We start from the raw sequence: 11,544 nt of genomic DNA on the forward strand, positions 1-11,544 counted from the left end.
CCTAACTGGCACTTGGCGCTGCCGCGCGGGCAGCCTGGCGGCGGTGGAACAGGCGCTCCAGGGCCAAGTATATGACCGGGGTGGTAAACAGCGTCAGGGCCTGGCTCACCAGCAGGCCACCCACCACGGCGATGCCCAGTGGCTGGCGCAGCTCGGCGCCGGTGCCAAAGCCGAACATCAGCGGCACCGCGCCCAGTAGCGCGGCCAGGGTAGTCATGATGATCGGACGGAAGCGCACCAGGCATGCCTGGCGTATCGCCTGTTCGGGTGTCATGCCGTGGTGGCGCTGGGCTTCGAGGGCAAAGTCGATGAGCAGGATGCCGTTCTTCTTGACGATGCCGATCAGCAGTACCACGCCGATCAGCCCCATGATGCTGAAGTCTTGGCCGCTGGCCCACAGCAGGATGATCGCGCCCAGGCCTGCGGAGGGCAGGGTGGAGATGATGGTCAGCGGGTGAACGAAGCTCTCGTAGAGCACACCGAGGATGATGTAAACCGCCACCAGCGCGGCGAGGATCAGGTAGGGCTGGCTCGACAGCGAGCTCTGGAACGCCTGGGCGGCGCCCTGGAAGTTGCCGGTGATCGAGTCGGGCATGCCCAGCTCGCGCTGCGCACGCTCCAGGATCTGCACCGCATCGCCCAAGGCCACGCCGGGCGCCAGGTTGAACGACAGGTTGGCGGCCGGGAACAGGCCGTCGTGGCTGATCGACAGCGGCCCGGTGCTTGGCGCGGCGACATGCGCCAGGGCCGATAGCGGCACCATCTCGTTGGTCAGCGGTGAGCGCAAGTAGAAGAAGTTGAGGCTTTCAGCCTTGCCGCGCTGTTGCGCGTCCAGTTCGAGGATGACCTTGTACTGGTTGGTCTCGGTCTGAAATTCGCTGATCTGGCGCTGGCCGAAGGCATCGTACAGGGCCTGGTCGACGTCGGTGGTGGTCAGGCCGAAACGCGCCGCGGCCTGGCGGTCGATATCGATGCGGGTGACGCTGGCGCCCAGTTGCAGGTCGTTGGACAGGTCACGCAGCGCCGGGTTTTCCCGCAGGCGGTCGGTAAGGCGCTGGGTCCACAGGTTGAGCGCGACGCCGTCGTTGCTCTTGAGCACGTATTGGTACTGGGTGCGTGACGGGCCGGAGCTGAGGTTGATGTCCTGGCCGGCGCGCATGTACAGGACGATGCCCGGCACCTGGGCGAGTTTCGGGCGAATCCGGTCGATCCATTCGCTGGCCGAGACATCGCGCTCGCCGCGGGGCTTGAGCGAGATCCAGAAACGGCCGTTGGCGATGGTCTGGTTGCTGCCAGTCACCCCCACCGAGTGCGAATAGGCGCGCACTGCCGGGTCGTCACCGATGATTTTCGCCAGCGCCAGGTGCTTGTCGATCATCGACGGGTAGGACACGTCCGCAGCTGCCTCGGTGGTACCGAGAATGAAGCCGGTGTCCTGCAGCGGGAAGAAGCCTTTGGGGATGCCCACGTAGCCGGCCACGGCCAGCGCCAGGGTAATGCCGAACACCCCCAGGGTGATCCGCCGGTGGGCCAGCGCGCGGTCCAGGCCTTTTTCGTACCAACCCAGCAGGCGCTGGCCGAAACCGCCCTGGTGGTCGCCGGGTGGGCGGCGCATGAACAGCGCCGAAAGGGTGGGGGCCAGGGTCAGCGATACCACCACCGAGATCAAAATGGTGGCCGTGGCGGTCAGGGCGAACTCCTTGAACAGCCGGCCCACCACACCGCCCATGAACAGCAGCGGAATGAACGCGGCGATCAGCGAGAAACTGATCGACACCACGGTAAAGCCGATCTCGCCGGCGCCTTTGAGCGCAGCGGTGCGGCTATCGTCGCCGGCTTCCAGATGGCGATGAATGTTCTCCACCACAACGATGGCATCATCGACCACGAAGCCGACGGCAATGACGATGGCCACCAAGGTCAGGTTGTTGAGGCTGAAGCCGAACACGTACATCAGCGCGCACGTGGCGATCAGCGAGACGCCGAGCACGCTGGAGACGATGAAGGTGGCCGACCACTGACGCAGGAACAGCGCCATCACCCCAATCACCAGCGCCACGGCGATCATCAGGGTCAGCTCGACCTCGTGCAGCGAACTGCGGATGGTCTGGGTGCGGTCCTGCAGCACCGACACTTCAACCGAGGCCGGCAGCATCTCTTGCAAGCGCGGCAAGGCGTCGAGCACCCGGTCCACGGTGTCGACGATATTGGCGCCAGGCTGGCGGAAGATCACCAGATTCAGCCCCGGTTGGTTGCCTGACCAGGCACTTACATAGGCGTTCTCGGCACCATTGATTACCTTGGCCACGTCCTTCAGGTGCACCGGGGCGCCATTGCGGTAGCTGACGATCAGCTGCGCATAGTCTTCGGGGTGGAACAGCTGGTCGTTGGCGGCGATGGTCGACACGCTGTGCTCGCCGTACAGCGCGCCTTTGGCCAGGTTCAGGCTGGTCTGCTGGATAGCCAGGCGCACGTCGGCCAGGGTCAGGCCGATGGCCGCGAGTTTCTCGGGTTGTGCCTGCACCCGTATGGCCGGGCGCAGCTGGCCGGTGATGTTGATCAGGCCGACCCCGTCGATCTGGCTGAGCTGGCGCGCCAAGAGGGTTTCGGCGTAGTCGCTGAGCTCGTTGCCGGGCATCTGTGCGGAGCTGACGGTGAGGATTACCACCGGGCTGTCGGCCGGGTTGACCTTGCGCCAGGTGGGCGGGCTGGGCAGGTCCTGGGGCAGGCGGGCGGTGGCCGTGTTGATCGCTGCCTGCACTTCCTGGGCGGCGGTGTCGATGTTCTTGTCCAGGGTGAACTGCAGGATCAGCGTGGTCGAGCCCAGCGCGCTGCTGCTGGTCATCTGGGTCATGCCGGGGATGGCGCTGAACTGCACCTCCAGCGGCGTGGCCACCGACGAGGCCATGGTTTCCGGGCTGGCACCGGGCAACTGGGCGGTGACCTGAATGGTCGGGAAGTCCGCTTCTGGCAAGGGTGCCACCGGCAGGCGCGGGAAGGCGATGGCGCCGAGCAGGACCAAGGCGAAGGTCAGCAGCAGGGTGGCGATAGGGTGGTCGATGCACCACGCCGAGACGCCATTGCGGGTGTTCATGGCTGGCTCCTGCGCTCGGCCATCTCGGCAGGCGGCGGGGCGTCAGGGGTGATCTCGACCCTGGAGCCGGGTTTGAGGCGCGATTGGCCATCGAGTACCAGCTGGTCGCCGGCCTTGACCCCGGCGACGATGTTCAGCGTGCTGTCCTGATACAGTACCTTGACCGGCACGTTGGTGACTTTGTCGCCGTCGACGCGGTAGACGAAGTGGCCATCGATGCTGCGTTGCACCACGGGGGGCGGCACCACCAGGGCGTCTTGGTCCATCGCCGTGCGCAGGCGCACGGTGACCAGTTGCCCCGGCCATAGCAGGCCGTCCTTGTTGTCGAACTCGGCCTTGACGCGCACCGTGCCGGTGTTGGCCGAAATCTGGTTGTCGATCAGGGCAAGGTGGCCTGCGCCGAGCAGGTTGCGCTCACCATCGGCATCCATGTAGGCCTCGACCAGCGCCGGCGTTTGCGCCTTGAGCAGGCCTTGCAGGGTTGGCAGCATCTGTTGCGGCAGCGAGAACTCCACAGCGATCGGGTCGATCTGGGTCACGCTGAACAGCCCCTGGGTGTCGCTGGTGCGCACCAGGTTGCCCGGGTCGATATTGCGGATGCCCACGCGCCCGGTTACCGGTGAGCGTATCTGTGTGTAGGAGAGTTGCACCTCGGCGTTGGCGATGGCCGCCTGGTTGCCCTTGACCGTGGCTTGCAGCTGGTTGACCAACGCCTGTTGCTGGTCGAGGGTTTGCTTGGACACGCCGTCATCGCTGCTGAGCAGGCGGTAACGCTTGAGGTCGACGCCGGCCACCTGGATCTGTGCCTGGCTTTGGCCGAGTTGTGCGCGGGCCTGATCGAGGCTGGCGCGGATGCTGCGGTCGTCGAGGGTAGCGAGCAGGTCACCTTCCTTGACCCATTGGCCTTCCTTGACCAGCACTTGGGTGAGTATCCCCTCGACCTGGGGCCGGACCTCGACGCTGTGCAGCGACAATACCGAGCCGATGGCGCTGGCATAGCGTGGCACGTCCTGCTGGGCGACGCTGACCACGCGCACCGGTACGGCGGTTTGCGCGCGGGCGGCCGGTGCGGGTTGGTGCTGGCTGAACCAGGTGCCTGCTACCACCAGGGCCAGGAGCGCCAGTGCGGCGAGGAAGGCAGAGCGGGACGGACGTCGCATCGGTGCGGGCACCTTGGCCAGGTGGGAGGGAAACGGTTGTCTGTACTCAATCTTATAGCCCCCGCACCGGGTCGGCAGCGTGACGGCTGGCTGACAGCGCTGTCAGTTTCACCGGGTGGCATGCGACAGGGGACCACTGTGGGAGCGGCCGTGCCCGCGAAGAAGACGACGCGGTGGATGGCACCGGCTGCGCCGGTGTTCGTGGGCACGCCCGCTCCCACAGGTTACCGTGGAATGCTTGCTGAAGTCGCTCAGGCTAAAAGCCTATGAAGGCGTAGTACACCGGGGTTTCGTGGGTAGTGCGCAAACCAAGCCCCTGCAAGCTCGCGACCAGCGGTTCATCCTGCACATGCAAGGTCCACTGTGCAGCGTCAGGTATGGGCTCCTGCGCCAGCGCCGTGGCAAACGCGCCCATGTCTGGCAGGTAGGCGGTAAAGCCATTGCCCTTGAGCGCACTGGTGGTCATGCCCAGCGCCTGGCACACCGCCACCTTGGCAGCTATGTCATCGCGGTCGGCTTGCCGTGACGCTTGCACCAGCGCTTGCAGTTCCGCATCGACCAGTTGCGTGCCGTGAATCAGTTCCGGCCCTTGCTGCCAGGCCTCCGGCGGGCAGTCCTTGCTGTCCGGGCGCAGCGGAATGTGCGGGTTGATTTCCACCGGGTAGATGCGACAGACCAGCGGGCGCTGTTCATAGATGGTGCACAGGTCGTCGTCGTCCAGGTTGCGGCAGCGCCCGGGGTTGAACGCGGCAAAGGTCACCGACACGCGTGCCTCACCGTCGCCGCAGGCCACCGGATACGAGCGGCGCAGCACATGTTCGCGCTGCTCAGGCGGCATGCCGGGGCCATCGGCCACGAAGGCTTCGATCAGCACTATCACCTGGCCGGCATCATCTGCCCAGCGGCGTGCCTCAGCCAGCGTCAGGGGCACGTGGTGCCCGGTGCAGCACTTGCCGCAGCCGGTACAACCGAATCGCAAGTTGTCGGTCACTTGGCTTCCGGGCTCCACTCGCTGATGAAGGCACGCTGGTGCTGGCGGTCGTACAGGCACAGCTCGGTGCCGGTGCGTTGCTGCATGTGCTTCTGCGGGTAGACGCCTTCGACCAGCAGGGCGCTCATGCCGACCTGGTCATCGAACTCGGCGGGCTTGCCGCGGGCGTGGGCATCCTTGAACTGGCTGGCGGCCAGGCAGGCCTTGAGCATCTGTTGGCGCTGCTCGTTCCAGGCCTGGCTGCTGGAGGCCTGGGCGATACCGCTGAGGAGGGCGCAGGTGATCAGGATAGAGCTGAAAAACTTCATACGCGATTCCGGCAATTTGCTTGCGAGGGGCGCGAATTATGCCCGACTCACCCCCGGCGGCAAGCCGGGGAGTTTGTCGCTTAATATATCAGTGCTCGGCAAACACCACGGTACGCGCGGCCACCACCAGACAATCGGTCAGCTCTGGCGAGGAGAACTTGGTGAGGATGGCGTTGGCCCCGGCCTGGGTTGCCTTCTCGCTGCTCATGGCACTGTCCAGCGAGGTGTGCAGCAGCACGTACAGGTGCTGGAAATCAGGGGTTTCGCGCAGGGTGCGGGTGAAGGCGTAGCCATCCATCTCGCTCATTTCGATGTCGGAGACGATGATGTTGATCTCCTGCGCGGTGCCTTGCAGCTCCAGCAACACGTTGATGGCATCTTTGGCGCTGCGCGCGGTGTGGCATTCGATGCCCAGGTTGCGCAGGGTGTGCACCGACTGCTGCAGGGCCACCAGGCTGTCGTCCACCACCAGGATGTTGGCGGCGGCCAGCAGGCTGGCGTCTTCTTCGCTCAAGGTGCCGTGTGCGGGTTCGGCGGGCGGTGGGGCGATGGAGTGGATGACTTTTTCGATGTCCAGCACCTGCACCAGGGTGTTGTCGACCCGGGTCACGCCGGTGATGAACGAGCGGTTGCCCGAAGCAAAGGGTGGCGGTTTGATGTCGGTGCTCAGGCAATGCACGATGCGGCTGACCGCCTGCACATGCAGGCCTTGGCGCGAGCGGCTGATTTCAGTGACGATCAGGCAGCCGCCTTGCGGGTCTTCCAGGGGCCGCTCGCCGATGGCGCGTGACAGGTCGATGACCGACAGCGAATGGCCACGCAGGGTCGCCACACCCTTCACGTTGGGGTGCGACTCCGGCAGCTTGGTCAGCGGCGGGCAGGGGATGATTTCGCTGACCTTGAGCAGGTTGATTGCCATCAACTTGCCGCTGCGCAGGGTGAACAGCAGCAGGGACAACGAGTCCGCGCGGGCATTTTGCGTGGCCATGGTGACCTTCGGTGGGGAACAGGGGATAACCGGTTATCGGCCCGTTTTGGTCGGGCTTTAGGCATTTTGCACAGAACCTGGGGATGCTTGGGACCCTGTGGGAGCGGGCATGCCCGCGAAGCGTGCGACGCGGTACATGGCACCGGCTCCGCCGGTGTTCGCGGGCATGCCCGCTCCCACAGGTGATGTGTGTAAACGCCTGGATCAGCGTTCGCGCAGTGCCTCCTTGGCCCGGTTCAGCGGCTTGATCAGGTAATCGAGGATGGTCTTCTCGCCGGTGCGGATATCCACCGTGGCAATCATCCCCGGCACGATCGCGAAGTGCTTGCCGGCCTTGTTCTGCAGGCTGTCCTGCTCGGTGCGGATGAACACCCTGTAGTAGTAGATTTCCGGTTTCACCTCATCCTGCAGGGTATCCGGCGAAATCCCCACCACCTTGCCATCCAGTCCGCCATACACCGAATAGTCATAGGCACTGATCTTGACCTTGGCCGCCTGGTCGGGGTGGATGAACGCGATATCGCGCGGGGCGATGCGGGTTTCGATCAGCAGGCGTTCGTCCATCGGCACGATCTTCATGACCTGGCCACCGGGCTGCACCACGCCGCCCAGGGTGTTGACCTCAATGTCCTTGACGATGCCACGCACCGGTGAGCGCAAGGTCAGGCGGGTAAGCGAGTCGCTGCGCCCGCGGACCACTTCTGACAGGCTGTCGGCCTCGGCGCTGGCTTTGGCCAGTTCTTCCCGGGCACGCACCAGGTAGTCGGAGCGGGCTTCGTTGGCCTTGAGCTCCAGCTCTGAACGCTGGCGGTTCAGGCGGATCACTTCGACCCGGCTGGAGGCGCCCATCTTTGCCAGGTTCTCGGTGATCTTCAGCTCGCTGCGCACCAGTTGCAGCGAGTCCTGGATACCCGCCAGGGTCTGCTCCAGGCCGCGGCGGCGGGTCTGGTACAACGCGGTTTCGGCGTCGATCAGGTCGGGTGAGTCGCGCAGGCTGTCCGGGAAAGTCAGCGGCCTGCCAGTGACCTCTGCCTGCAAGCGGGCCTGGCTGGCCTTGGCAGCGCGGTACTTGGCTTCGCTCTCGCCGACACTGGAGGCGGTCTTGGTCGGGTCGAGCTGGGCCAGCACCTGTCCGCGCTCGACCAGGTCGCCTTCGGCCACGCTCATCTGCGCGACGATGCCGCCCTCGAACGACTGGATCACCTGCTCCCGCGAACTGGGGATCACCTTGCCGGTGCCGGTGGACACTTCGGTCACCTCGAACCAGGCGGCCCAGGCCAGGAACGCGGCCAGCATCAAGGCGCAAAGGGTAATGATGCGGCCGGCGCGAAACACTGCCTGGTCGTCCTGCCCATCCAGGTAGGAGGCCGGGAGTTCATGGTTGCTCATGCCTGGGCTCCTTGCAGTTTGGCCAGCGCGGCATCGCGGGTGTCATCGATGACGATGCGCCCGCCGTCCAGCACCAGGATGCGGTCGACCCGTTGCAACACGCTCAGGCGGTGGGTGGCGATCACCAGGGTGCGGCCCTGGCAGAAGCGTTCGAGGTTATCCAGCAGCTTGCGCTCGGTCATGTCGTCCAGCGACGCAGTCGGCTCGTCCAGCAGCAACACTTGCGGCTGGCGCACCAGCAGGCGCGACAGCACCAGGGCCTGGCGCTGGCCGCCCGACAAGCCCAGGCCGCCTTCCAGGATCAGGTGGTCCATGCCCTTGGGCAGGCGGCGGACGAAGTCCAGCGCGCCCGTGGCAGCCAGTGCGGCCACCAGTTCCTGGTCGCTGGCCTGGCCGGCACCGAGGGTGAGGTTTTCCCGCAGGGTGCCGTGGAACAAGCGCGCGTACTGTGGCAGCAGGCCCACGTCACGGCGCAGGTCGGCAGGGTCGAGGTGGCCCATGGCGATGCCGTCCAGGCTGACCTCGCCTTGCACCAGGTCCATGGCCCCTCCCAGGGCTTGCAGCAGGGTCGACTTGCCGGCGCCGTTGCGCCCGAGCACGGCAATGCGCTCGCCCGGCTGGATATCCAGCTGGCCGATGTTCAGTACTGGCGGGGACTCCTCGCTGTAGCGGAAGTTGGCCTGGCGCAGGCGGTACTCGCCACGAATCGCCGGCAGGTGTACGCGGGCTTCGCCTTCGGGGTGGTCGACCGGTGACTGCATCAGCTTGTCCAGCCCTTGCAGGGCCACCTTGGCCTGCTGCCAGCGGGTCAGCACATGGGTCAGTTGCGCCAGCGGCGCCATCATCCGTGACGACAGCATCGACGCCGCCACCAGGCTACCGGTCGTAAGGTCGCCGGCGATGACCATCGGTGCGCCGACCACGATGACCACAGCAAACACCGCGCCCTGCACGTTCTGGGTCCAGGTCACCAGGCCGTTGGTGAGGGTGCGCAGGCGCAGGTTGGTATGGGCGCAGGCGGCGTTGTACTGGTTCCACTGCCGTTCGAAGCGTGCTTCGGCCTGCAGTGCCTTGATTTCGTCCAGGCCCTGGATGCTTTCTACCAGCATGGCGTTGCGCAGCGCCGACTCGCGCATGGAGGCATTGGCCAGCCGCGCCAGGCGCCGTTGGGCCAGTACCCCAGGCACCACCATGGCCAGCAATGCGACCAGCGGGATGAACACCAGCACGCCGCCGATCAGCCAGAACACGAACAGGAACAACAGGAAGAACGGCAGGTCGGCCAGCGCCGTGGCGGTGCTGGAAGTGATCAGGTCGCGGATCGATTCCAGCTCGCGCAGTTGCGAGATGAACGACCCGGTGGACTTAGGGCGCACCGAGTTGCGCAGGCGCAAGGCATGCCCGTAGACCAGGTCGCTCACCCGCAGGTCGGCGCGTTTGCCCAGCAGGTCGGTCACCTTCAGCCGCAGCAGGCGCATGCTGAAGTCGAACACCAGCGCCAGCACTACCCCCCCGAACAGCACGTACAGGGTGGGCAGCGACTCGGCCGGGATCACCCGGTCGTACACCTGCATCGAGAACAGAACCCCCGCGAGGGCCAAGACGTTGGCTACCAGCGAGGCGACCATCACCTGCCCATACGGGCGCAGGTCGCGCAGCACGATGCGGGCAAACCAGTGGCGGTCGTAGGGTGCGGTGTAGTCATCGGTGCGCACATCGCGCAGCGGCCGTGCCGGGCGCAGCAGCGCAACGCGGTTGATGCGGCCCTTGAGGCTGTCGCGAGGCAGGCGAGAGGTCAGGCCCTGGTCACCGGCAAACACCACCGCCAGGTCGTCCTCTTCGGTGACCGACTCGACCACCGCTAACTGGCCATCGTCCAGTTCCAGTACCAGCGGTGTACGCCACTGTCGCAAGCCCTTGGCGTCGAAGCGCACGAAGCGCAGGGCCAGGCCGGCCTGGCGCGCCATGTGGCGAAGGATTTCATCCAGCGGGCGGGCATCCTCGACGGCGGCCAGGCGAATACGCTGGGGCGACACGTCCAGGCGGTAGTGGTGCGCCACCTGCAGCATCACTTCCAGCCACGGTCCAAGGTCCGGTCGATGAGGCGCTTCGGCCGCGGGGGCAGTGGGCTGTTCAGGCAGGGTCACATTGATCGAATCGGTCATGGCTGGATCTCCACCCCTTGCAGGTTGCGCCCCTCAAGGCCAAAGGCCGTGCGCAGGGCGCCGGTGTTGTACAGGCAGTCGACATCCAGGCGCAGCAGGTCGGAGCGGGTGCCGGCGAGTTCGAAGCGTGACTGGTAGATCTCCTGCTCGGCGTTGAGCAGGTCGAGCAGGGGCCGCGTGCCCAGGTCCAGGTACTGGCGCCCGTAAAGCATGCGTGCTTCCTGAATGCTGACCTGGCGGGCTTCCAGCGAAGTCAGCCGGCGGCCTAGCCCGGAGGTTTGTGCCATGGCCTCGGCCAGGCCACGACGGGCTTGCAGGCGGGCCGCGTCTTCGGCGGAGTCGGCGGCGGTCAGGGCGTGGCCGGCAGCGCGGCTGCGGGCGCTGATGGCACCCCCTTGATAGATAGGTACCTCGACGTTCAGGTAGATGCCGGCCTGGGTGCGGTCCATCCGTGAGTTGTCGCGGTTGTAGTCGTTGTCCAGGTAGTGGTTGACCTGTGGTTGCAACGACAGTGTCGGGTAGGCCTCGGCCTTGGCCTGGGCCAGCTCGGCCTGGCCCTGGGCGCGCTGGGCCAGGGCCATGAGGACGGCAGGCAGGCGGTCATCGCCTTGCGAGGGCCGCTTGCAGGCCTGGTTCAGCGCTGCTGGCGAATCCTCGGCCAGCGCCGGTGGAGTGATGCGCCCCATCAGTGCCGCCAGGGTCGAGCGCCAGCGCTCGTACTGCGACTGGTATTCCTCCAGCGTGGCGCGGGCGCTTTCCACACGGGACTCGGCCTGCACCACGTCGGAACGGGTGCTGGCGCCCATGTCGCTGCGCTGGCGGGCCATGCCGGCAATGTCACCGACCCCGCGAATCTGGTCGCGGGCGATGGTCATCAGTTGCTCGTAGCGGCGGGTTTCGATCCAGGCATAAGCCGTGTCGCGGGCCAGGTCGTCGACCACCAGCAGGATATTGGCCTGGGCGCGGGCGGCAGCAGCTTGTGCCGCGCTGACGGCGCTGTCGACCTTGCCGAAGTCGTAGAGCATCTGCTTGAGCGACAGGTTCAGCGCCTGGCTGTTGCGGTCGCCGCCATAACCGGTGTCATAACCGGTGCGGATACCGCCGGAAATCTGCGGGTAATACCCGGCGCGGGCGACGTTGATGCCTTCGCCCTGCTTATAGAGGTTGCCGATGGCCTCGGCGATGCTGGGGTGCCATTGAGCGGCCTGCAGCACCGCGTCGGTCAGCCCCAGCCGCTCGCCACTGGCGACCGGGGCCATGCCGGTGGCGGGGCGTGCGGGCACTGCTTCGGGCGCATCGCGTAGCAGCGATGGCCCGATCTGGCGCAGTTGGGGGTCTATGTCATCGGCTGCCAGGGCAACCGGGTGGAAGTTCAGGGCCAGGAGCCCGAAGGCTCCCAGCAACAGCGGTGACAGCGGACTGCTTCGCTTCACATAGTTCCCTTACTGC

Annotated in this window: 8 protein-coding genes; all 8 read right to left on the reverse strand. The window is 65.9% G+C overall.

From position 1 onward, the window contains the following. Position 1 precedes the first annotated feature (1 nt). The 8 genes from LU684_RS25555 to LU684_RS25590 all read right to left on the reverse strand — a co-directional run bounded on the left by LU684_RS25555 (position 2) and on the right by LU684_RS25590 (position 11,528). Complete coding sequence (locus LU684_RS25555; protein WP_060517664.1) at positions 2-3,094, reverse strand: multidrug efflux RND transporter permease subunit; 3,093 nt, start codon at positions 3,092-3,094, stop codon at positions 2-4. Then, positions 3,091-4,254 carry an efflux RND transporter periplasmic adaptor subunit gene (locus LU684_RS25560; protein ID WP_016484929.1) on the reverse strand — a complete coding sequence of 388 codons (1,164 nt, stop codon included), beginning with the start codon at positions 4,252-4,254 and terminating at the stop codon, positions 3,091-3,093. Before LU684_RS25560 ends, LU684_RS25555 begins: the two co-directional genes overlap by 4 nt. A gap of 256 nt (positions 4,255-4,510) precedes the next feature. Then, the gene (locus LU684_RS25565) at positions 4,511-5,245 is read right to left on the reverse strand and encodes a YkgJ family cysteine cluster protein (protein ID WP_095115839.1); all 735 of its coding nucleotides are present in this window, start codon (positions 5,243-5,245) and stop codon (positions 4,511-4,513) included. Further along, positions 5,242-5,553: a hypothetical protein gene (locus LU684_RS25570; RefSeq protein ID WP_016484931.1), complete on the reverse strand. Its 312-nt coding sequence runs from the start codon at positions 5,551-5,553 to the stop codon at positions 5,242-5,244. Before LU684_RS25570 ends, LU684_RS25565 begins: the two co-directional genes overlap by 4 nt. Before the next feature lie 88 nt (positions 5,554-5,641). Beyond that, a complete protein-coding gene (locus tag LU684_RS25575; RefSeq protein ID WP_016484932.1) occupies positions 5,642-6,541 on the reverse strand; it encodes a chemotaxis protein in 900 nt (299 codons plus the stop codon). A 204-nt stretch (positions 6,542-6,745) separates the two neighbouring features. Further along, positions 6,746-7,930, reverse strand: a complete 1,185-nt coding sequence (locus tag LU684_RS25580; protein WP_016484933.1) for an HlyD family type I secretion periplasmic adaptor subunit — start codon at positions 7,928-7,930, stop codon at positions 6,746-6,748. Then, positions 7,927-10,095 (reverse strand): type I secretion system permease/ATPase, encoded by a 2,169-nt coding sequence (locus LU684_RS25585; protein WP_016484934.1) that lies wholly within the window; start codon positions 10,093-10,095, stop codon positions 7,927-7,929. Before LU684_RS25585 ends, LU684_RS25580 begins: the two co-directional genes overlap by 4 nt. Then, positions 10,092-11,528, reverse strand: coding sequence for a TolC family outer membrane protein (locus LU684_RS25590; RefSeq protein ID WP_016484935.1), 1,437 nt, complete (start codon positions 11,526-11,528; stop codon positions 10,092-10,094). Before LU684_RS25590 ends, LU684_RS25585 begins: the two co-directional genes overlap by 4 nt. Between the last annotated feature and the right edge of the window lie 16 nt (positions 11,529-11,544).

The organism is Pseudomonas sp. NMI542_15, assembly GCF_021283425.1.
GTDB lineage: Bacteria > Pseudomonadota > Gammaproteobacteria > Pseudomonadales > Pseudomonadaceae > Aquipseudomonas > Aquipseudomonas fortuita.

Excerpts from the sequence above, each read along its gene's own strand:
- LU684_RS25570 (WP_016484931.1), bottom strand. The coding sequence starts at position 5,553 with ATGAAGTTTTTCAGCTCTATCCTGATCACCTGCGCCCTCCTCAGCGGT.
- LU684_RS25560 (WP_016484929.1), bottom strand. The coding sequence starts at position 4,254 with ATGCGACGTCCGTCCCGCTCTGCCTTCCTCGCCGCACTGGCGCTCCTG.
- LU684_RS25580 (WP_016484933.1), bottom strand. The coding sequence starts at position 7,930 with ATGAGCAACCATGAACTCCCGGCCTCCTACCTGGATGGGCAGGACGAC.
- LU684_RS25555 (WP_060517664.1), bottom strand. The coding sequence starts at position 3,094 with ATGAACACCCGCAATGGCGTCTCGGCGTGGTGCATCGACCACCCTATC.
- LU684_RS25585 (WP_016484934.1), bottom strand. The coding sequence starts at position 10,095 with ATGACCGATTCGATCAATGTGACCCTGCCTGAACAGCCCACTGCCCCC.
- LU684_RS25575 (WP_016484932.1), bottom strand. The coding sequence starts at position 6,541 with ATGGCCACGCAAAATGCCCGCGCGGACTCGTTGTCCCTGCTGCTGTTC.